The 19,574-nt window shown below is 57.5% G+C and carries 17 protein-coding genes; 10 read left to right on the top strand and 7 right to left on the bottom strand.

Annotated features, from left to right (window positions below; translation table 11 throughout):
* The first annotated feature begins 115 nt into the window (after positions 1-115).
* The 3 genes from PK28_RS11395 (at position 116) to PK28_RS11385 (ending at position 4,614) form a co-directional block, all read left to right on the top strand.
* Positions 116-1,180 (top strand): LysM peptidoglycan-binding domain-containing protein, encoded by a 1,065-nt coding sequence (locus tag PK28_RS11395; RefSeq protein WP_082017073.1) that lies wholly within the window; start codon positions 116-118, stop codon positions 1,178-1,180.
* A gap of 10 nt (positions 1,181-1,190) precedes the next feature.
* Complete coding sequence (locus tag PK28_RS11390; protein ID WP_044513943.1) at positions 1,191-1,964, top strand: TIGR02757 family protein; 774 nt, start codon at positions 1,191-1,193, stop codon at positions 1,962-1,964.
* A gap of 232 nt (positions 1,965-2,196) precedes the next feature.
* Positions 2,197-4,614, top strand: a complete 2,418-nt coding sequence (locus PK28_RS11385; RefSeq protein ID WP_044513941.1) for an endonuclease MutS2 — start codon at positions 2,197-2,199, stop codon at positions 4,612-4,614.
* A gap of 411 nt (positions 4,615-5,025) precedes the next feature.
* On the opposite strand, the gene murB is transcribed toward PK28_RS11385, so the two are convergent.
* The 5 genes from murB to PK28_RS11360 form a co-directional block, all read right to left on the bottom strand.
* A complete protein-coding gene (gene murB, locus PK28_RS11380) occupies positions 5,026-6,060 on the bottom strand; it encodes a UDP-N-acetylmuramate dehydrogenase (RefSeq protein WP_044513938.1) in 1,035 nt (344 codons plus the stop codon).
* 211 nt (positions 6,061-6,271) lie between these two features.
* Positions 6,272-7,663, bottom strand: coding sequence for a sugar MFS transporter (locus PK28_RS11375; RefSeq protein WP_044513935.1), 1,392 nt, complete (start codon positions 7,661-7,663; stop codon positions 6,272-6,274).
* 50 nt (positions 7,664-7,713) lie between these two features.
* Positions 7,714-8,022 (bottom strand): hypothetical protein, encoded by a 309-nt coding sequence (locus PK28_RS11370; protein WP_044513932.1) that lies wholly within the window; start codon positions 8,020-8,022, stop codon positions 7,714-7,716.
* The gene (locus tag PK28_RS11365) at positions 8,023-8,739 is read right to left on the bottom strand and encodes a hypothetical protein (RefSeq protein WP_044513929.1); all 717 of its coding nucleotides are present in this window, start codon (positions 8,737-8,739) and stop codon (positions 8,023-8,025) included.
* Positions 8,740-8,880: 141 nt separating this feature from the next.
* Complete coding sequence (locus tag PK28_RS11360) at positions 8,881-9,579, bottom strand: hypothetical protein (RefSeq protein ID WP_044513927.1); 699 nt, start codon at positions 9,577-9,579, stop codon at positions 8,881-8,883.
* Between the two features lie 125 nt (positions 9,580-9,704).
* Between PK28_RS11360 and PK28_RS11355 the strand changes: the two genes are divergently transcribed.
* Positions 9,705-10,895, top strand: a complete 1,191-nt coding sequence (locus tag PK28_RS11355; RefSeq protein WP_044513924.1) for a THUMP domain-containing class I SAM-dependent RNA methyltransferase — start codon at positions 9,705-9,707, stop codon at positions 10,893-10,895.
* A gap of 342 nt (positions 10,896-11,237) precedes the next feature.
* Here PK28_RS11355 and PK28_RS11350 read toward each other — a convergent pair whose 3' ends face one another.
* Positions 11,238-11,615, bottom strand: a complete 378-nt coding sequence (locus PK28_RS11350) for a DoxX family protein (protein ID WP_044513922.1) — start codon at positions 11,613-11,615, stop codon at positions 11,238-11,240.
* A gap of 208 nt (positions 11,616-11,823) precedes the next feature.
* Here PK28_RS11350 and PK28_RS11345 point away from each other — a divergent pair, with 208 nt between their 5' ends.
* Positions 11,824-13,701, top strand: a complete 1,878-nt coding sequence (locus PK28_RS11345; RefSeq protein WP_044513919.1) for a M1 family metallopeptidase — start codon at positions 11,824-11,826, stop codon at positions 13,699-13,701.
* Between the two features lie 178 nt (positions 13,702-13,879).
* On the opposite strand, the gene PK28_RS11340 is transcribed toward PK28_RS11345, so the two are convergent.
* A complete protein-coding gene (locus PK28_RS11340) occupies positions 13,880-14,239 on the bottom strand; it encodes a four-helix bundle copper-binding protein (protein WP_044513917.1) in 360 nt (119 codons plus the stop codon).
* A gap of 158 nt (positions 14,240-14,397) precedes the next feature.
* Between PK28_RS11340 and recQ the strand changes: the two genes are divergently transcribed.
* The 5 genes from recQ (at position 14,398) to PK28_RS11320 (ending at position 19,488) form a co-directional block, all read left to right on the top strand.
* Positions 14,398-16,362 (top strand): DNA helicase RecQ, encoded by a 1,965-nt coding sequence (gene recQ / locus PK28_RS11335; RefSeq protein WP_316931933.1) that lies wholly within the window; start codon positions 14,398-14,400, stop codon positions 16,360-16,362.
* Positions 16,266-16,622 (top strand): helix-turn-helix domain-containing protein, encoded by a 357-nt coding sequence (locus PK28_RS21230; RefSeq protein ID WP_316931932.1) that lies wholly within the window; start codon positions 16,266-16,268, stop codon positions 16,620-16,622. Before recQ ends, PK28_RS21230 begins: the two co-directional genes overlap by 97 nt.
* A gap of 78 nt (positions 16,623-16,700) precedes the next feature.
* Positions 16,701-17,354: a helix-turn-helix domain-containing protein gene (locus PK28_RS19045; protein ID WP_048825919.1), complete on the top strand. Its 654-nt coding sequence runs from the start codon at positions 16,701-16,703 to the stop codon at positions 17,352-17,354.
* 130 nt (positions 17,355-17,484) lie between these two features.
* Entirely contained in the window at positions 17,485-18,462 is a 978-nt protein-coding gene (locus tag PK28_RS11325; protein ID WP_048825917.1) for a hypothetical protein, read from the top strand.
* Between the two features lie 267 nt (positions 18,463-18,729).
* Positions 18,730-19,488: a LexA family transcriptional regulator gene (locus PK28_RS11320; RefSeq protein ID WP_231576145.1), complete on the top strand. Its 759-nt coding sequence runs from the start codon at positions 18,730-18,732 to the stop codon at positions 19,486-19,488.
* Positions 19,489-19,574 lie beyond the last annotated feature (86 nt).

Genomic DNA, 19,574 nt, shown 5'->3' with positions numbered 1-19,574 from the left:
AAACCAGGGTATTCTGGTACTTGAGCAGGATAATGTTTTATCTTTCGGCAATGTTTATGCTAGAGGCCCGGCGTCCTCGTTGCTTTTTTACTTTTTGTTTTCTCACGAACCGCTCATGATTCGTTTTTGGTTGCCGTTCGCCGCGTTCGTACTCGCTGGTTTTTCCGCCTCTGCTACATCCATTTCGGTATTGCCAGCTGACTCCATTGGGGTGGAGTATCAGCATAATAAATTGCTGATTAAGCATCGGGTGTCGCCCGGTGAAACCCTGTATGGCCTGGCCCGGCGCTATAAAGTGCCGGTAGAAGATATTTTAGCGGCAAACCCCAAAGTGAAAGGGGCTTTGCTCTCCGGCCAGATTGTGCTGGTGCCCCGCACGCGGGTGCTGCTGGCCCCGGCGGCCACTACAGCGGCGGTGAGACGCCCGGCCGCTTCCGCTGCCGCCACAAAAGGCCTGGCTACCGATGCCCGCGGTAACCGCGTGTATAAAGTGAAGCCCGGGCAAACGCTCTATTCCATTGCCAGCCGCTTTGGCGTTTCCACCCATACGCTTATTCGGCAAAACCGCCTGCCAGCCAGCGGCACCGTTAATTCTGGCCAAACCCTGATTATTATTCCGGCCGACCAACAGGCCGCTCCCCGGCCGGCCGTGGCCACGGTAAAGCCCGCGGCTCCTGCTTCGGTATCGGCCCCCGAGCCGGTAACGGCCCTGCCTGCGCATACACCTGCTCCGCTGCCAGCCAACCGCCCCGAGCGGGAAACTGCGCCAGTGGCAAAGGAAGTGGCAGTAGCGAAGGACGAACCCAAAAAAGAAGAACCCAAAAGCAAAGAGCCCGCCCACGACGAAGCTGCTACCGCTTCTACCGCTAAGCCCGAGGAAGAGCGCGGCCCGGAGCGCGCCAACGAGGTGATTCGCCGCGTAACGGAAAGTGGGCTGGCGGCTGTTATTCCCAATACGACTTCGGTTAAGTACCTGGCGCTGCACAAAACGGCCCCGGTGGGCACCATTGTGCAGGTGCGCAACATCATGAACAATGTGTCGGTGTACGTGCGCGTAATCGGCCAACTGCCCGATACGGGGGAAAACAGCAACATTCTTATCCGCCTCTCGCCGCGGGCCGTGCAAATGCTGTCTACGCCCGATGCACGCTTCCGGGTAGAAACGTCTTACATGCCCTAAGACCATTGTCTTGAATCACGAACAAATAAAAAGCCGGCTGGAAGAGTGGTATCACCGCTACAACCAGCCGGATTTCATTTCCGCCGACCCCATCAGCATTCCGCATAGCTTCTCGCAGCGGCCGGATATTGAAATCAGTGGGCTGTTTGCTGCCTTGCTGGCCTGGGGTCAGCGCAAAACCATTATCAATAAGTGCCGGGAGCTGATGCAGCGCATGGATAATGCGCCGCACCAATTCATTCTGCATCATTCCGATGAGGACTTAAAGGGCCTGTTGGGCTTCTGTCACCGCACCTTCTGCGACACCGACCTGCTATACTTCGTGCATTGGCTGCAGTGGTTCTACCAGCAGCACGATACCCTGGAAGATGCGTTCTTGCACGGCAGCACCCAAAAGGAGCGCCTCGAAAACTTCCACAACCTGTTTTTCTCCCTTGAAGATGCGCCCCAGCGCACGCGCAAGCACATTGCCACGCCCGCCCGCGGCTCAGCCTGCAAGCGCATCAATATGTACCTGCGCTGGATGGTGCGTAAGGATGAAAACGGAGTCGATTTCGGCCTCTGGCAGCGCATGAAGCCAGCGGACCTGATTTGCCCCATTGATGTGCACGTAGAGCGCCAGGCCCGGATGCTGGGCTTATTAAAGCGGGAGCAGGTAGACTGGCGCGCCGCCGAGGAACTCACCGAAAATTTACGGCTGTTTGATGCGAATGACCCCGTGAAGTATGACTTCTCGCTGTTTGGGTTGGGGGTGTCCGGAGGAAAGCAATCTGAAGAGAGTTAAAAGCTAGTTCCCCTCCTCAGATGAGGAGGGGCTAGGGGTGGTTGAAACACTAGAGCTAGAAACTAAAACTACTTATCGTTCAACGATTGGTCAACCACCCCTAACCCCTCCTCATTTGAGGAGGGGAACTAGCTTATAGCTCTCTGCCTATTTATTCGTTCCCGCGAATCTTTCCCCCCGCTCAGACTGTTTACCTTAGCATTCAATTCCGAGTACCCTGATCTGACCTTACTTGATTCTTCCCCATAATTTCGAACAAAAGATTGGTTTTGCGCAGCTGCGCACCATGCTGGATGGCTTGTGCCTGAGTGCCCTAGGCCGCCAGTTTGTGGCCAAAATGCACTTCCAGACCAATACCGAGCAGCTGCAGAAGCTGCTCCTGCAAACCGACGAGTTCCGCCAGCTGCTCAACTCCGGCGCCGACTTCCCCAGCCAGCACTACCACGACGTACACCCACACTTGGTGCGCGCCTCCCTGCCTGGGGCTTACCTGGATGTGCCCGCGTTTTTTGCCGTAAAAATGTCCCTGCGCACTATTCGGCAGGCGCTGGTTTTCTTTACCCAGGCCGAAGAAGGGCTGTACCCCACGCTGCGCCTGCTGGGCATTGGTGTGCAGGTTGACCGCAACCTGCTGGCCGCCATGGACAAAGTGGTGGATGATGAAGGCCACGTGCGCGACGATGCCTCCCCGCTGCTGCGCCAGATCCGGCAGGAGCTGATTAACCGCCAAGGCCAGCTGCGCAAGCAGATTGCCGGCATTCTGCGCCACGCCCGCCAGGAAGGCTGGGTGCCCGAAGGCGCCGAGCCCACCATTCGCGGTGGCCGCCTGGTGCTGCCCGTTATTGCCGAGCACAAGCGTCGCGTAAAAGGTCTGATTCACGATGAATCGGCCTCGGGCCAAACCGTATTTATTGAGCCGGAAGCGGTGTTCGAGCTGAACAACGACATTAAGGACCTTGAAAATGCCTTTCAGCGCGAGCTGATCCGTATTCTTACTGCCCTCACCGACCAGTTGCGCCCCCACATTCCCGATTTGCGCAAGGCCTATCAGTACCTGGGCCTGCTTGATTTTGTGCGGGCGAAGGCGCAATTGGCGCGGCAGCTGGAAGCCTCGCTGCCCACGCTGAGCGGCCGGCCGCTGCTGCGCTGGCGGCAGGTGCGCCACCCGCTTCTGCACATCACCTTCCAGAACCACCCCAAAGATGACCCGCGCAAAGTGGTGCCGCTGGACGTGGAATTGACGCCCGAACGCCGCATTCTGCTGATTTCCGGCCCGAACGCCGGGGGTAAATCCGTGGCCATGAAAACGGTGGGGCTGGTGCAGTATATGCTGCAGTGCGGCCTGCTGATTCCGGCCGGCGAAACCTCCGAGGCGGGTATGTTCGACGATATTTTCCTCGACATTGGTGACGAGCAGAGCCTGGAAAACGACCTGAGTACGTACTCCTCGCACCTGATCAGCATGAAGCAGTTCGTCACGCTGGCCAGCAAGCGCAGCCTGGTGCTGATTGATGAATTTGGTACCGGCACCGAGCCCGCGCTGGGTGGTGCTATTGCCGAGGCCGTGCTGGAGCAGCTGAACCGCGCCCGCGCGTTTGGCGTCATCACTACGCACTACACCAACCTGAAGAACTTTGCTGAGCGCACGCCCGGCATCGTGAACGGCGGCATGCGCTACGACCCAGACCAGCTGCAGCCGCTGTACCGGCTGGAAATTGGTAAGCCTGGCTCGTCGTTCGCCATCGAAATTGCCCGCAAAATTGGCCTGCCCAAGCAGCTAGTGGAGCGCGCCTCGCAGCTGGTGGGTAAAGATAAAATCCGCTACGACCGGCTGCTGGAAGGCCTGGAAAAGGAGAAAACCGAGCTGGAAAACCGCACCGCCGAAGCTGCCAAGGCCGAGCGGCGCCTGAAAAAAGCCGCTCAGGAATACCAGGACCTCAAGAAGTACCTCGACGAAACCACGCTCGATGTGCTGCGCGACGCCAAGGCCAAAGCCAAAATGCTGCTGAAGGATACCAATCAGCAGATTGAGGCCACCATCCAGGAAATTCGACTCTCGCAGGCCGATAAGGAAAAGACCAAAGGCGCCCGCGAAAAGCTGGATACGTTTGTGCGTGAGAAGCTCCAGATTGAGCCGCCCAAGCCCAAAGCCACCCGCGAGCTGGCCGAAGCCGGCACGCTCAAGCCCGGCGACAAAGTAGCGCTCATCGGGCAGGAAGGCCACGGCGAGATTATGGCGGTGAAAGGCAAAACGGCGGAGGTTTCCTTCGGCGGCATGAAGACCATTGTGAAGATTGGTCTGCTGGAAAAACTCACCCGTTCCGAGATTCGGGAGCGGGAGAAGGAGGCCGTGCGCCGTGCCCCGGCCGCCAACGCCAGCCTAGACCTCACCGGCCGTATGTCGGGCTTTGATACCACGCTGGACCTACGCGGCGAGCGGGCCGAAGACGCCCTGCACAAAGTAATGGCCTACGTGGACGATGCCATCATGCTGGGCATCCCGGAAATCAAGTTCCTGCACGGCCGCGGCAACGGCGTCCTGCGCCAGGTAGTCCGCGACTACCTCCGCAGCCAGCGCGCCATTGCCAGCGTGGCTGATGAACACGCGGATAGGGGTGGAGATGGGGCAACGGTAGCGGTGTTGAAGTAAGGTTTCGGCTTATAAATGAACGTCATGTGGAGCGCAGTCGAGACATCTCGCGTGCTGATGTTGTGATGGTAACTGTCATGCTGAGCTTGCCGAAGCATCTCTACCGCTTCATCCGTCATCCTGAGCCTGCGAAGGACCTTATCCCGCTGAAACAAGTCGTTGTAGCGCACATCGTTCAGTGGTGGTAAGGTCCTTCGCAGGCTCAGGATGACAGATTGCAACACAACGACTCCACGCGAGATGTCTCGGCTACGCTCGACATGACAGATGAATTTCACGACTATAAAAAAGTGGCGGCCCCTGCATCAGGAGCCGCCACTTTTTCTATCAGTCAGTTGTTCAGAAAGGCCGCCAGGAGGGTGTAGAGACGCATACTTGCGTCTCTACATCGTGTTTCCAGCCAAAACTCGCTTACAGAATATTCACCTCCGGGTGCAGCTCCACCCCAAACTTCTCGCGCACGGAGGCAATGATTTCATATGCCAGGTCGCGGATATCCTGGCCCTGGGCGCCGCCGTGGTTTACCAGCACCAGCGCCTGCCGGTCGTGGACGCCGTAGGGGCCGCGGCGCTGGCCTTTCCAGCCGCACTGCTCAATGAGCCAGGCGGCGGGCACTTTCACGCCGCCGGGCACGGGGTAGCCGGGTAGGTCGGCATACCGGGCTTTTAGCTCGTCGAACTTCTGCTGAGAGAGTTCAGGGTTTTTGAAGAAGCTGCCCGCGTTGCCAATCTGGGCGGGGTCGGGGAGCTTGCTGCGCCGGATGCTGATAACGGCGTCGCTCACCTGGCGGGCGGTGGGCTCACTCTCGATACCCATGTCCTGCAGGGTGGTTTTGATGGCCCCGTAGCCCACGTTTGGCTGGTGGCTGCGGTGCAGGCGCAGTACCACGCCCGTCACGATAAACCGGTTTTTCAACGGGCCTTTAAATACCGATTCTCGGTAGCCGAAGCCGCACTGCTCGTGGGTAAACGTATGCAGCTCGCCGGTACTGATTTCTACGGCTTCCAGGTGGTCAAAGGTATCCTTCAGCTCCGCGCCATACGCGCCAATATTTTGCAGCGGTGCGGCCCCTACGGTGCCGGGAATGAGGGAGAGGTTTTCGATGCCGTTCAGATTCTGGTCCAGGGTGTACTGCACTAGTCCGTGCCAGCTCTCGCCGGCCCCGGCCCGCACCAGGGCAGAGTCCGTAGCTTCGTCCTGCCCGATAATCTCCAGCCCGTAGATTTCGTTTTTGAGCACTACGCCGTCGAAATCCTGGGTGAAAAGTAGGTTACTGCCGCCGCCTAAAACCAGTTTCTCTGCCTGTTGTACTTCCGGCAAAGCCAGCAGCGCCCGCAGCTCTTCCACAGACGTGAAGCGGGCAAACAAACGCGCTTTCACCTCCATGCCAAACGTGTTGTAGGGGCGAAGCGAAACGTTGGATTCAAGCAGGGGAGCCGAGGACATGGCAAGCGGAAAAGGAGGAATACTACCGCAAAGGTAGGCGTTTGGTGAATGTTGCTGCCGCTGAAAGCAACGCTTGAAAAACAACTGTCATCCTGAGCCAAGCGAAGGACCTTCTCACGCAGGAACGAGTCGTTGTTACGATTCTCGTTCAGCCGTAATAAGGTCCTTCGCTTGGCTCAGGATGACAGTTGTTTAATTTAAAGAAACACGCTTACCGCACCCGGTAGCCGCGCAGGGAGTAGAACAGCAGGTAGGCGTAGCAGAGAGCCGGAATCAGGAAGGCCACGCGCAGGCCGCCGCCGTGAGTGGCTACCCATCCCATGAGCAGTGGCACAATGGCGCCGCCCACAATGGCCATAATCAGGTACGAAGAGCCTTGCTTGGTAAGCGGCCCCAGGCCTTTGATGGCCAGCGGGAAAATAACGGGCCACATAATGGAGTTCATCAGGCCGCAGAGCACGATGAGCCAGAGGGCGGCTTCGCCGAAAGTGAAGACTGAGGCCAGCACCGCCAGTACGCCCACGGCGCACACAAAGGCCAAGGCTTTCCGGTCGTTGAGGCGGGCGAGGAGCGGGATGCCCACCACGCGGCCCACCAAAGAGCCAAACCAGTACGAAGCCACCAGCACCGCGCCCACGGCTTTGGTAAAGCCCACCGTGGTATCAATAGGAGCCGGCGACTGGCCCAGGAGAACGGCAATAAAGTTCACGGCCACATTCAGGCCACGCACCAGCGCCTGGGTAAAGCCGCTGAGCTGCTGAATGCCCTGTGATTCGCCATAACGAATCAGGAAGGAGCCCAGGCCTACTTCCACACCCACGTACAGAAAAATAGCCACTACGCCCAGCACCAGGTGCGGATAGTGCAGGGCGGAGCCCCGCGCCGTGGCGGCGGTATCGGCTTCTTCATCGGTGAAGGTTTCCAGCTCGGGTAGCTTCAGCATAAAGAAAACCCCGGCCAGAATAGCCAGAAAAATGGCCAGCCCGATGTAAGGGCCTTTTACCAGCGTAGATTCTTCGGCCAGGCGCGCGGCCACGGGCATGGCCGCCAGACGGGCCTTCAGCGCCGCCGAGCCACCGAACAGCAGAATGCCCCCCAGCAGCGGGGAAAGAGTGCCGCCAAAGTTGTTGGCTACACCCACAATGCTCACGCGGCTGGCGGCCCGGCTGGCCGGACCCAGAATAGAAACATAGGGGTTGGCCGCCACCTGCAGCAGCGTAACGCCCGCGCCCAGTACGCTCAGGCCTAGCAGAAACATGCCAAAAGTGCGCGAGTTAGCCGCCGGCACAAACAGCAGCGCCCCAACGGCCATTACCAGCAGGCCCAGCACAATACCGCGCTGGTAGCCCAGTTTTTTCAGGACATAGCCAGCCGGCAGCGACATCAGGAAATACGCCCCAAAAAAGGCTGATTGCACCAGTGAGGACTGCAAATCGGTGAGCTGGCACACGTCCTTCAGGTAGGGCATCAGCACGTCGTTGAAGTTCGTGACGGCCCCAAACAGGAAGAAAAGCGAGGTCATGGCCGCCATGGGCAGCGCGTAGGAGCGGACCGGGGCAGCGCTGGTAAGAGCGGGCGTGGGAGTAGAGATGGGGGCAGCCATGCAGGCAGAAAGTGAAACGGATAGAGCCTTAAATATAGCAAGCCGGCGCGTTACAGCGGGCACTGCTGCCGTAGCTGCTTGTAGCCGGGCTTATCATCGAGGCTGGTGAGGCTTTCAAACATGCTGATGAAGGAGCGCACCAGCTCGGGGTCGGCCGACTGCATAGCGCGGGCATCGGCCACCCGGTCCAGGTTATACTGGCCCAAAAAGACCACCAGCGCCCGGAAGGGCTCTTTGGAAGTGGCGTTGAAACGCAGAAACAGCTGCAATGGCAGCACCGGCACAAACAGCAGGGGCGAGAGGCCGGCCTGCTCCTGAGCGGCGTGCTGCGCCGCGTTTTCCGTGAAGGCGCCCAGCACCTAGCGCAGTGCCTCCTGGTGGTGGGTGCGGTGTGCATCCCAGGAAGCGGCTTCCAGGGGCATATCGGGGTTAAAGCGTTGCCACACACCCTGCACAAAAGAGTGAAACATGGGATTCTGCTCGCGGGGCGGCGGAAAATCAGTGGGCGACTCCTCGGCGGCCAGCGTGGCCAGATAAAACTCCTGGGTATCGCGGGCCCGGGCCAGCAGCTGGTCGTGAATGCAGGCGGTGAGCGTGTGCATGGCCCGCTGGTTCAGGGGCGGCCGGTGATGCTCGGCGTAGAAGGTGCCGATGGTGGCCGAATCGGTGAGCACGGCTAGGAAGTCGCTGCCCGCGGCGGCTTCCAGAAACTGCCCGATTTCCGTCATAATGGGTTCAAACCCTTTATACAGCTCGCGGGTAGCGTCGCTGATGGTAACCACGGCACTTTGAATTTGCGCTTCCACTGCATTGCTGCTTTGCACCAGCTGCTGGGTTTCGGCGGCCAGCTTTTGCATCTGGGTGAGAGCCTTATCAGTGTTGCGGGAGGCGTCATCGGCCGCTTTCCAGCTATGAAAGGCCACAAATAACCCCAGAAAAGACGCCGCGCTGCCCACAATGGAATAGTGGCCCATTACAGCCTTATAGGCGGTAAGGCCGGTGGTTATCAAAACCAGAAACAAAGCCAGGTAGAAAAGCAGGCTTTTGTTGGGGTCGAAGAGAAAAGAGCGTCGCATAGCCGAAAAGCTGCCGTTTCAGGCATAAACGTAAATGCTGAAACTCAGTCCATTTCGTAATCAGCCTGTTTACTGAGGGTGAACTGTGCTATAAACCAAGTCCTGGTAATCACAATTTTTGCCACCACGAAGGAATGGCAGCTATTTTTTTACTTGTTGTAATAGTGTAATTATTGCCTCATCCGATAACCAAGGCGAAAACCCCAGTTTAATACAGGCCCGATTCAGGATTTCCCTTGCTAGGCCAGTTGCATACAAATCACCAGTATCAGTGGCCTCCCACGCCTTGGCCAGCGCTGTATATTCCGGCTGCTGAACTTCAGCCTTTATTCGTTCAGCATCCGCCATGGTTTTGATAGTGGGCAGTTGACGGAGAGTGGTTAAGTAGGTATCACTGAAAAAAGTAAAATAAAACTTTTGCCGAAGATCATCTAGACTTATTTGCAGCTCCGCTACCTGCTGCCGCGTAGAACGCTTGTTGACTACATTATAGCCCACTTGTTGCGAGGTTAAGTTGCGCAGCACAACCATTGAGAAGCGCGTGAGTGGATATGGGTCCGGGGTCATGTGCAGAGAATCCAGGGATTCTACTTGTAGCAGCTGAAATTCTCCCTGCTGCCGGCTGGCTAGAATACGGTAGCGCTCAGCATAATTATTAGTACAAGCTAATTGTCGGTTGCACTGCTGTATATAAAGCGTATCATGGCTTTGCAGCAAACGAGTCATCTTCCCGACGCGCCCCAAAAAGGTGTAGCCCTGGTGAATCACTTGCTGGGAAAACCCAGCCACAGGTAAGCTGGTAAAACAGGCAATACAAAGGAACTGGCGCAAGAAATACATATAGATTAAGGATAGTGACCTGAAAGATCTTTTGTGGAAAGGTAGCCAGCGGCAAGATACAGATGTCATGGGTGCGAGCGGTGTATCGTAACTTGCAGCCTGATTCACGCTTGATTTCCCTACCCATGGCCGATAACCGCCGCTCCGCCCCGTTTTTTATGACCGCCACTACCCAGTTTGGACTGGAAGAAGTGCTGGCCGATGAGCTGCGGGCCCTGGGCGCGAAGATTGAAAAGATGGGCCAGCGCGCGGTGGAGTTCACCGGCACCACCCAACAGATGTACGAGGCGGTGTTGTGGTGCCGCACGGCCATGCGCATCCTTAAGCCCTTCGCCGACTTCTATGCCCCCGATGAAAAGTCCCTTTACCGGGAAGTAGGCCGCATCGACTGGAGCAAGTACATCGGCGCGGATCAGACGTTTGCCATTACGGCCGTGGTCAACAAATCCAATCTGGAGCACTCACTGTATGTGGCCCAGTTGACCAAAGACGCCATTGTAGACCAGTTCCGGAACCGCACCGGCGTGCGCCCCAACGTAGATGTGCGCAACGCTGATATCCGCCTGCATTTGCACATGCTGGAAAATGAAGTGGTGCTGAGCCTGGATGCCTCGGGCGAGTCCTTGCACCGGCGCGGGTACCGCCAGCAAACCAACGCCGCTCCACTCAACGAGGTGCTGGCCGCCGGCCTGCTGCTGCTCACCGGCTGGAACGGCAAAAAGCCCCTCATCGACCCCATGTGCGGCTCCGGTACGATGCTCACGGAAGCCGCCCTCATCGCGCAGCGCATTGCACCCGGCCTGTATCACCAGGGGAAATTCGGCTTCGAAAACTGGCCCGATTTCGACAAACCCCTGTGGGAATCGGTGCAGATGGATGCCCGGCAAATGCGTCTGGAAGAGCCGCAAGCCTACATTGCCGGCTCCGATTTGTCGGCGGAGTTTGTGGAGCTGGCCCGCGAAAACGTGGCTGCCGCCGACCTGGAAGACTACATCCGGCTAAGCGTGCGCGACGTGAAAGATGCCAAAGCTCCCGCCAAGGAGGAGCCCGGCATCGTGCTAATGAACCCACCGTACGGGGAGCGTATCGGGGAGGAAGAGGAAATGGAAGCCCTCTACAAAACCATTGGCGACACGCTGAAAACCAGCTTTCAGGGCTACGATGCCTACATTTTCACCGGCAACCTGCAGGCCGCCAAGCGCGTGGGCCTGAAAGCCTCCCGCCGCATCCCTCTGTTCAACGGCCCCATAGACTGCCGCCTGCTCAAGTATGAGCTGTACCAGGGCACGCGCAAGCACCCGCAGCCGGCTTCATAAAGGGTAGCAGAAACAGCTAAATAGAACATCATTCCGAGCGAAGTCGAGGAACCGAAGGAAGGCGTTAGCTAATCTCGCGTGCTGAATTTGTTAAGTAAAGAACGTCCTGAAAAGCACGGTCATGCTGAGCTTGCCGAAGCATCTCTACCGCTTCGCCTGTCATCCTGAGCCTGCGAAGGACCTTATCCCGTTGAAACGAGTCGTTGTTACGATGGTCGTTCTGCGGTGAGAAGGTCCTTCGCAAAGCTCAGGATGACAAATTGGGAGGCAACATCAGCACGGGAGATGCTTCAGCTGCGCCTCTGCATGACGGCTTTTCCGCCCTATGTTTTTTGTTGAATGTTACTTCACTGCCCTCCGGGGGGTGTACAACCATGCCCACCAGATAAGAACGGCTTGGAGGGGTAGGCGTGCCCAAAGCAGCCAGGCGGGCACCACTAGTCCGCTCGGGTTATGCTGGGCCATGTAGATATTGGCCGGGAAAACGGCTATCAACAGCGCAATAAGCCCCCAGGCGGCCCAGCGGCGGCTCTGGCGAGGGAGCAGCAAAGCGCCTAATCCTATTTCCGCTACCCCGCTGAGATAGACCAGCAACAGGGGAGAGGGCAGGTAAGGCGGCATAATACGCACATAGGGCCCGGGCCGGAGAAAGTGCAGGATGCCCGCCGCTATAAACAGCAAAGCAAGCACATACAAACCAATGCGGGTAAGGCGGGGCATAAAGCGTTAGGTTAAGGGAAGACCATTGGCCAAAAAAGCCCGGCGCGTATCGTACGAGAAACAGGTAGGGGTTGGGGTCAAGCCGGAAAAATTAATCCGGCGCGTAAGCAGGCAGAAGGCAACTCCATTGACGGAGTTGACGTCTTCTCGATACTTCAGTATCTATGCTGAATAAGTACTAAACCTAGCCACCTCCTTACTCGAAAATATGCTGCGTTCTATACTCGTTGGGTTGTTTCTAAGTGCTATGGCGCTGCAAGCGCAGGCGCAATCCTTGTACATGCCGCGCGATATTCAGAAGGCCTTTAAGCAAGGCACCCGCTCGCCCGATGGCCGCCCCGGCCCCAAATACTGGCAAAACCGGGCCCGCTATACCATTACGGTGCGGGCCACGCCGCCCAGCCGCAACATTCAGGGCAGCGAGAAAATCACCTACATCAACAACAGCCCCGATACGCTCCGGCGCATTGTTATCAAGCTGATTCAGAACATTCATAAGCCCGGCGCCACGCGTTTGGGCGATGCGTCGGCGGGCTACCTGACGGAAGGGTTGACAGTAGACACGTTTATGGTTGCGGGCCAAAAGTTGCCCTTCCCCAACGAGCAGGGCAGGGCCACCTGGAAAATGATTCAGCTGCCCAAGCCGCTGCTCCCGCACGACTCGGTGCAGATGTCGTTTGCCTGGCATTTCCCGGTTTCCACGGAAAGCGGCCGTGAAGGCATGCTGGAAAAAACCACCTATTACCTGGCGTATTTCTACCCGCGGGTGGCGGTGTACGATGACTACAACGGCTGGGACCGGCTCGATTTCACTGATGCGCAGGAGTTCTACAACGACTTCAACGACTACACCCTGCACGTGAAAGTGCCCAAAAACTTTCTGGTGTGGGCCACGGGCACGCTGCAAAACCCCAAGGAAGTACTGCAGCCGGAGTACGCGCAGCGACTGGAAAAATCTATGACCAGCGACGAAACCGTGCACATCGTTACCAAGGAAGATCTGGCCAAAAAGCGTGTCACCACTCAGCGCAAGCAGAATACCTGGACGTGGAAGGCCAACGATATTTCCGACGTGGCCCTGGCTCTGAGCGACCAATACATCTGGGATGGTGCCAGCGTGGTGGTAGACGAAGCCACCCAGCGCCGGGCCAGCATGCAGGCCGCCTACCAGGACAAAACGGCGGACTTCCGCCAGTCGGTGCAAAACGGCCGCTACGCCCTGAGCTGGTTCTCCAAGAATCTGCCCGGCGTGCCTTACCCCTTCCCCAAGATGACGGCCGTGCAGGGCTTTGCCGACATGGAATACCCCATGATGGTGAATGACAGCCCGCAGGAAGACCCCAAATTCGCGCAGTTTGTGCAGGACCACGAAATTGCCCACACCTGGTTTCCGTTTTACATGGGCATCAACGAGAGCCGCTACGCTTTCATGGATGAAGGCTGGGCCACTACGTTTGAGCTCTGGATTGGCCGCACGGAAAAAACGCCGGCCGAAGCCGACTCGCTCTACAAGATGTTCCGGGTGAAAAACTGGATAAACAACCCTTCCACCAGCCAGGATTTGCCCATTATCACACCCTCCAACGAGCTGACCGGCGGCTACGGCAACAACTCCTACGGCAAAGCCTCCCTGAGCTACCTGGCCCTGCACGACCTGCTGGGCGAGCAGCTCTTTACCAAGGCCCTGCATGCATACATGGACCGCTGGCACGGGAAGCACCCCATTCCGTGGGACTACTTTAACTCCTTTAACGACGCTGCCGGCCAGAACCTGAACTGGTTTTTCCAGAATTGGTTTTTCACCAACAACTATATTGATCTGGCCATTGACCAGGTCGCCACGGCGCAGGGCAGCTCCACTATCACCCTCAAAAATATCGGAGGCTTTGCCGTGCCCGTCGATGTGCAGGTGCAGTACACCGATGGCACGCGCGAAACACTGCACCAGACGCCCCTTATCTGGCGGGCCAACCCCCAGCAGGCCACAGTTACCATTCCTTCGGTAAAAACTATTCAGAGCGTGAAACTGGACGGCGGTATTTTCATGGATGCCGACGAAGCCAACAATAAGTGGCCGGCCAAGTAGCTTGCTGTCAGCCACCAGAACGCCATGTAGAAAGCGTGTCATGTCGATCCTCTGCTGGATGCGCAGAATGCTCGACATGACGTTCTTTAAAAGCCCGACATGATGCAATAAAAACAAAAAGGGAAGGGCCGCACAACCAGTTGTGCGGCCCTTCCCTTTTTGCTGCTCATTTTGTCGCTTACCCGGCGTACTGGCGGCAGGCATGGGCACAGGCGCGGCAGGCTTCCGCGCACTCTTTGCAGTGGTCCATGTCGTGCTTGCCGCACTCGGCAGCGCATTTCTCGCATATTTCAATGCACTCTTTCATCATGTGTTTGGCGTGTTCCGAGTCGCGGGCCACCAGGCGGGCGGTGAGGGAACAGACATCGGCGCAGTCCCGGTCCAGCAGAATGCAGCCCGTCATCATTTGCACATCTTCTTCGTGCAGGCAGGCGGTAGCGCAATTTTCGCAGGCTGTTACGCAGCGGTACAGCGCATCGAGCACGGCTTGGTTGGCTTTGGAAGAGGCAGAGGTGGCATTTAGCTGATTAGCATTCATGGCAGAAAGGATTGAGGTAAATAAATTCTTTGTTTTAGCATACGGTAACTCCTCCGGGAAGGATAGTATAGAATTGCGCGCCACATGTGCACCTTTCCCGCCACGGGTGGGTTATCTTCTCTCGTTGACTTCCCGGCTAACCGCCGTATTTTTACGCAATGCTATTTACTCCCCAGCCCCAGGCACCCACGCTAGAATCGGCCCGCCGCGTCCTCAAGCAATACTACGGCTACGATACCTTCCGGCCTATGCAGGAGGATATCATTGAGAACATTATGGCGGGCCGGGATACCGTAGTTCTGATGCCGACGGGTGGGGGCAAGTCCGTCTGCTTTCAGGTGCCGGCCGTGGTGCAGGAGGGTGTTTGCATTGTGGTGTCGCCGCTCATTGCCCTGATGAAGGACCAGGTAGAGGCCCTGATGGCCAACGGTATTCCGGCCGCCTACATCAACAGCAGCGTAGCTCAAAGCGAGCAGAACAGCATTGCCCGCGACTGCCAGACGGGGGCCTTGAAGCTCCTGTACGTGAGCCCCGAAAAGCTGCTGTCGGATGGGTTTCTGCAGTTTGTGCAGCGCCTGAAGGTGAGCATGTTTGCCATTGATGAAGCGCACTGCATTTCATCCTGGGGCCACGATTTCCGGCCGGAGTACACCCAGCTGCGCGTACTGCGCGAGCAGTTCTCTAACGTACCCATCATTGCCCTCACTGCCACTGCCGACCGCCTTACCCAGCGCGACATTCAGCAGCAGCTGCGCCTGCGCGACCCCCAGGTATTCCTGTCCTCCTTCGACCGGCCCAATCTGAACCTGATGGTACGCCCCGGCCAGAACCGGGTAGACGGCATCCTGGATTTCCTAGCCCGCCACCCTGATGAGCCGGGCATCATTTACTGCCTCTCGCGCAAGCAGTGCGAAACCCTCACCCAGAAAATCAAAGCCAAGGGCTTCCGCGCTGGTTTCTACCACGCTGGCCTCACGCCCAACCAGCGCGCCAGCGCCCAGGAAGGCTTCCTGAAGGATGATTTACAGGTGATTGTGGCCACCATTGCCTTCGGCATGGGCATCGATAAGAGTAATGTGCGCTGGGTGATGCACTACAACCTGCCCAAAAATATTGAAGGCTACTACCAGGAAATAGGCCGCGCCGGCCGCGACGGGGCTCCGGCCGCGGCCGTGCTGTTCTACAGCTTTGCCGATGTGATGAGCCTGCGGGAAATGCTCACCAAGGAAAACCCGCAGCTCACCCAGCTCAACCTCACCAAGTTGGAGCGTATGCAGCAGTTTGCCGAGGCCGCCGGCTGCCGCCGCAAAGTGCTGCTCAACTACTTCGGCGAAACCCTGGCCGAAGACTGCGGCAACTGCGACATCTGCCGCAACCCACCCACCACCTTCGATGGCACGCTGCTGGCCCAAAAAGCCCTGTCGGCGGTATTTCGGATGCGGGAGCGGGCGTCTATTGGCTTGCTGATTGACGTGCTGCGCGGCATGCGCAATCAGGCCGTGCTCATGGGCGGCTACGACCAGATTAAAACCTACGGCGCCGGCGCCGATCTGCCCTACCTGGACTGGTACAGCTACATCCACCAGATGCTGAACGATGGCCTGTTTTACATTGCCTATGAGGACGGCTACACGCTGAAAATCACGGAGCTGGGCCAGCAGACTCTGAAAGGCCAGCGCACCGTTTCCATGAAGAAATTCCAGGTGACGGAAAAGGCCGAGAAGCCCGTCCGGGGCAAGAAAGCCGCGGGTACGGCCGTGGCCGCCACGCCCGAAGCGCGCCTGTTCGAAAGCCTGCGCGCCCTGCGCAAGCAAATTGCCGACGAGCAGGGTGTACCGCCCTACGTTATCTTCACCGATACTACGCTGCAGGAAATGGCCACTGAGCGGCCCGTTACCCGCGTGGCCATGCTGGCTATTTCCGGCGTGGGCATGAAGAAGTTTGAAAACTACGGCGAGGTGTTTATCCGGGAAATTCTGGCCCAGGGCGGCACGCCCAGCCCGAGGATGCTGCCAATGACGATGAGGTGCCAGCAGATGAAGCCCCCGCCCGCAAGCCCCGCGCCAAGCGCGAAGCCGGCGACACGCACGAAGCCACCCTGCAGCTGCACCGCCTGGGCCTGAGCATAGATGCCATTGCCGAGCGCCGCAGCCTGAGCCCCAGCACCATTCGCGCCCACATAGAAACGCTGTATGCCAAAGGCGCACAAATCAGGCTGGAGGAGTTTCTGACCACCGATGAGTTTGCTGAAATCCAGACGGCCATCGGCCAGTTGGGCGGCGCCCCGTTGCTGCGTGACCTGTTCGACCACCTGCGGGAAAAGCACGACTACTCCAAGTTACGCATGGCCTTGCTCTACCAAAAACGCCTGCGCGGGGAGTAGGCGTCAAAAAAATATTGGCCTGACTGAAAAGCGCGTGTAGCTTTGGGAAACACCCGGTTCCTCAAGCAGCACGCGCTTATGTTTTCTGCCGAACGCATCCTGATCATCCGCAAAAGCAAAGGCTTATCTCAGGAGCTGTTGGCCGAGCAGTCGGGCATTAGCCTGCGCACCATTCAGCGGGTAGAGCAAGGTGATACCGTGCCGCGCGGCCACACGCTGCAGGCCTTGGCCGCCGCCCTGGAAGTGCCGCTGGATGCCCTGCGGGAGGAGCCCCAGCCTACCGCCCTGGCAACCCCACCACCGGCAGTAGGACCAACTGACACCACGGCTGCCGCTGCTACGCCGGTGCTGCTGACCGCGCCTACGCTGCGCTCCGACCCTCAGTATCTGCAACTACTCAACCTGAGCGCGCTGAGCTTTCTGGTATTTCCGTTCCTCAACCTAGTGGTGCCGTTCCTGCTCTGGCGTGCCCACCGCCTCGATACGGAGCATGTAGCGGAGGTTGGCCGACGTGTATTAGGCTTCCAGATTTTATGGCAGGCAGCCAGCTTCCTGTTGTTCGCGCTGGCTTTAGTGGCCCAGATAATTGCCTTCCGGTATTTCAACCGGAAATTGCCCGGTGTGTATGTAGCTATAGCCGCATTGACTTATGCCGTCAATGCGCTAACGGTCATTTATTACAACCGCAAGCTAAAGCAGGGTAGCCTGGATCTGTACCCAATTCGCTTATAGGGTCAAATGTAACTGCCTGTATTATATATTGATAAGATGAATGGCGTAGAAATGGCGGGATAATGGCGCACGACTTGGGGTAGGAGAGCGGGTAGTTTTGACCCAATCAAATCACCCAGCTCACTGCCCTATGAAACTGTTCTTCAAAATCCTGTTTTCGGTTCTGGTATTCCTACTCATCAGCGGTATTGGCGGTTATTTTTATGCCCGTCAGAGGTTCGCCGCTCCTGCCAATCAGCTCACCGTAACCGGACTGCCGGCCGCCACCTCCTTTGTATGGCTGGCCGATACCATGAGTAAGCGCGCCATGCCGCACGCCGCCGTGCTGGTGCCCGTTAGGCTGGCCAACTGCCCCCGCACCTGCTACCTTCAGTTTGATACGGGCGCACCATATTCCGTGCTGTATGAGAAACCGCTGGCGGCTTTGCAGGCGCGTTACCCCGCCACCCGTACCAGCTTCCGGCTGGCACCCGATACCGTTCGCAACTTCGGTTTCACTATTGGTGAAGGCAAAGTGCAGGCCCGCAAGCTGAAAGTATTACCCATGGGCATGGTCACTATGCCCGCCGATACCACGGCGCCCTTCATCATTGGCACCCTGGGCACCGATGTGTTGGATGGCCGCGCCCTGATTCTGGATTACGGCCAGCGCCGGTTTAACCTAGTAGCCAACGTGCCGAATAACCTGATAGCGCAAACCGATTTTGTGCCCATGGCCTTCACCGACCGCCGCATTTTGCTGACGGTAGGCATGCAGGGCGAATCACAGCAGCTGATGTTTGACTCCGGCACCAGCGCCTTTTCCCTGCTAACCAGCCGGGATAACTGGGAAAAGCTGGCTATGCCCGGCGCTCCGGCGCACACGGTCAACGTGAATTCATTTGGCCGCACCCTCACGGCCCACACCGTTCCCACTGCCGCTGCCCTGCAGATGGGCCAGAGTGAGGTGCCCCTACAGAAGGTTACCCACATAGAAGGCACCAGCATGACACAGCAGCTGATGATGCGCTTTTCCGGAATGGGCGGCATGCTGGGCAACGAGCCTTTCAGCACCCGCACTATTATTCTGGATAGCAAAGGCGCCCGTTTTGGGGTAGTGCGTAGCTAAGGGAGGATTCATCCTGAAAAGCTAAACGGGTCACCAGTAGGCAAAACCTGCTTTTTCCTACTGATGGCCTGCTTCAGATGCGTGGCATTCTGTCAAAAAATATTAGTAAAAAATTACGCTAAATGAATTAGTAAACACCGATCTTTGTTAGTATTTTCACGAGCCGAATAACCTGCTGATACTGACCTTATTCCCCGGCTCCTATTTGCGATGATCAACACAAATCTTAAGTTCTGGCGGCGTGAATTAGCCCTGACGCAAGCGCAGATGGCTGAAAAGCTAGGTATAAAACGTTCTTTGGTGGGGGCCTACGAAGAAGGGCGCGCCGAGCCCAAGCTAACCACCTTGGTAAACATGGCCCGGCTGTTCGGTATCACGCTGGATGCGCTGGTTACCACCGACTTTAGCAAGAAAAAGAATGCGAAAGCCGCTCTGCTGCAGATGCAGAACCAGAATGCCGCTCCCGCGCTGGATGCATCGGCTACCCGGCCCGGCGGCAACCTGCGCATCCTGGCTCTCACGGTAGACAAAGATCAGAACGAAAACATAGAGCTGGTGCCCCTGAAAGCCAGTGCCGGCTACCTCAACGGTTATGCCGACCCGGAATATTTAGAAGAGCTGCCCAAATTCCGTCTGCCCATGCTGGGTACAAACGGCACCTACCGGGCCTTCGAAATCAGCGGCGACTCTATGCTTCCCATTGCCTCTGGTACGGTGATTGTCGGCCGTTATGTAGATGACTGGCTGAGCATTAAGGACGGCACGCCTTGCATTGTAGTGAGCAGCAAGGAAGGTATTGTCTTTAAGCGGGTATTCAACCGCCTGAAAGATGCCGCCATGCTGGCCCTGCACTCCGATAACCCCGTGTACTCGCCCTACGAAATCGACGTGGAGGATGTAGTGGAAATCTGGGAAGCCAAATCCTACATCAGCAATACCTTCCCCATTGCCGACCTCTCGCTGAACCGCCTCGCCAGTATTGTGCTGGACCTGCAGCAGCAGATGACCACCATGAAAAAAGTATAGACCGGGCCTTATAATCCGTTTTAAACCAAAAACCACGGCCACCTCATGGAAATGAGGTGGCCGTGGTTTTTGGTTTGCGGCGCAAG

Origin of the sequence: Hymenobacter sp. DG25B, from assembly GCF_000801315.1 — a bacterium.
Lineage (GTDB): Bacteria > Bacteroidota > Bacteroidia > Cytophagales > Hymenobacteraceae > Hymenobacter.
This window is presented reverse-complemented; position numbering and strand designations above follow the sequence as displayed.

Coding starts and splice junctions, on each gene's coding strand:
- PK28_RS11340 (WP_044513917.1), bottom strand. CDS start 14,239: ATGAATGCTAATCAGCTAAATGCCACCTCTGCCTCTTCCAAAGCCAAC.
- PK28_RS11360 (WP_044513927.1), bottom strand. CDS start 9,579: ATGTATTTCTTGCGCCAGTTCCTTTGTATTGCCTGTTTTACCAGCTTA.
- recQ (WP_316931933.1), top strand. CDS start 14,398: ATGCTATTTACTCCCCAGCCCCAGGCACCCACGCTAGAATCGGCCCGC.
- PK28_RS11325 (WP_048825917.1), top strand. CDS start 17,485: ATGAAACTGTTCTTCAAAATCCTGTTTTCGGTTCTGGTATTCCTACTC.
- murB (WP_044513938.1), bottom strand. CDS start 6,060: ATGTCCTCGGCTCCCCTGCTTGAATCCAACGTTTCGCTTCGCCCCTAC.
- PK28_RS11320 (WP_231576145.1), top strand. CDS start 18,730: ATGGCTGAAAAGCTAGGTATAAAACGTTCTTTGGTGGGGGCCTACGAA.
- PK28_RS11375 (WP_044513935.1), bottom strand. CDS start 7,663: ATGGCTGCCCCCATCTCTACTCCCACGCCCGCTCTTACCAGCGCTGCC.
- PK28_RS11350 (WP_044513922.1), bottom strand. CDS start 11,615: ATGCCCCGCCTTACCCGCATTGGTTTGTATGTGCTTGCTTTGCTGTTT.
- PK28_RS11395 (WP_082017073.1), top strand. CDS start 116: ATGATTCGTTTTTGGTTGCCGTTCGCCGCGTTCGTACTCGCTGGTTTT.
- PK28_RS19045 (WP_048825919.1), top strand. CDS start 16,701: ATGTTTTCTGCCGAACGCATCCTGATCATCCGCAAAAGCAAAGGCTTA.
- PK28_RS11345 (WP_044513919.1), top strand. CDS start 11,824: ATGCTGCGTTCTATACTCGTTGGGTTGTTTCTAAGTGCTATGGCGCTG.
- PK28_RS11355 (WP_044513924.1), top strand. CDS start 9,705: ATGGCCGATAACCGCCGCTCCGCCCCGTTTTTTATGACCGCCACTACC.
- PK28_RS11365 (WP_044513929.1), bottom strand. CDS start 8,739: ATGCGACGCTCTTTTCTCTTCGACCCCAACAAAAGCCTGCTTTTCTAC.